The 1055-nt window shown below is 58.9% G+C and carries 2 protein-coding genes; one reads left to right on the plus strand and one right to left on the minus strand.

Features of this window, described 5'->3' with window-relative positions; translation table 11 throughout:
* On the plus strand, window positions 1-519 hold a 519-nt coding region (locus tag AC1DRJ_RS29180; protein ID WP_477805183.1), incomplete at its 5' end, for an FAD-dependent oxidoreductase.
* Window positions 520-692: 173 nt separating this feature from the next.
* Here AC1DRJ_RS29180 and gloA read toward each other — a convergent pair.
* Window positions 693-1055 (minus strand): lactoylglutathione lyase (gloA, locus tag AC1DRJ_RS29185; protein ID WP_477805184.1); only part of this gene is annotated, 363 nt, incomplete at its 5' end.

Below are 1055 nucleotides of genomic sequence, written 5' to 3' on the forward strand. Positions count from 1 at the left end.
CCGCTGTTCAAGGGCAAGCGTGTGGCGGTGATCGGCGGCGGGAACTCCGGTGTTGAAGCGGCGATCGATCTGGCCGGCATTGTGTCTCACGTGACCCTGCTGGAGTTCGACGTGCAGTTGCGCGCCGATGCGGTCTTGCAGCGCAAGTTGCACAGTCTGCCCAACGTCACCGTGATCACCAGTGCGCAAACCACTGAAGTGATGGGCGACGGTCAGAAGGTCAATGGATTGCGTTACAAGGATCGTCAGTCAGACGAGTTGCGTACAGTCGAACTGGAAGGCATCTTCGTGCAGATCGGTTTGCTGCCCAACACCGACTGGCTCAAGGGCACGATCGAGTTGTCGCCCCGTGGCGAGATCATCGTCGATGCTCGCGGTGAAACCTCGATGCCGGGCGTGTTCGCCGCTGGCGACGTGACCACCGTGCCGTACAAGCAGATTGTGATTGCGGTCGGCGAGGGCGCAAAGGCTTCCCTGAGCGCGTTCGATCACCTGATCCGGACCTCGGCCCCAGCGTAAACGCCAACGCTGAAAACACAAAACCCCATGAGTGATCATGGGGTTTTTTTGTGCCTTGCGCAGATAAAATGTGTGGGCTTGCTCGCAAAAACGGTGTGTCATTCAGCAGTTATGTTGCCTGACACACCGCTTTCGCGAGCAAGCCCGCTCCCACACTTGATGTGTGGTGGGGGTTACAACGGCGCAGGCTGGATGATCTCAACCCAGTACGCATCCGGGTCCTTGATGAAGGCCAGGCTCTTCATGCGCCCGTCATTCAAGCGCTTCTGGAAATCACAGCCCAGTGCTTCAAAACGCTCGCATGCCGCGCGGATGTCCGGCACGGAAATGCAAATATGACCGAAACCACGCGGGTCGGTGTTGCCGTTGTGGTAGGCGAGGTCAGGGTCGTTCTCGGTCCCGTGGTTGTGGGTCAGTTCGAGAATGCCGGGGATCGACTTCATCCATTCGGTGCGCGCAGCAGCGTCAGCCGGGATCTGGTTTTTGTCGACCAGGGCCAGGAAATACAGGCTGAATTCCGCTTCCGGGAAGTCGCG

Source organism: Pseudomonas sp. P5_B2 (assembly GCF_056400445.1).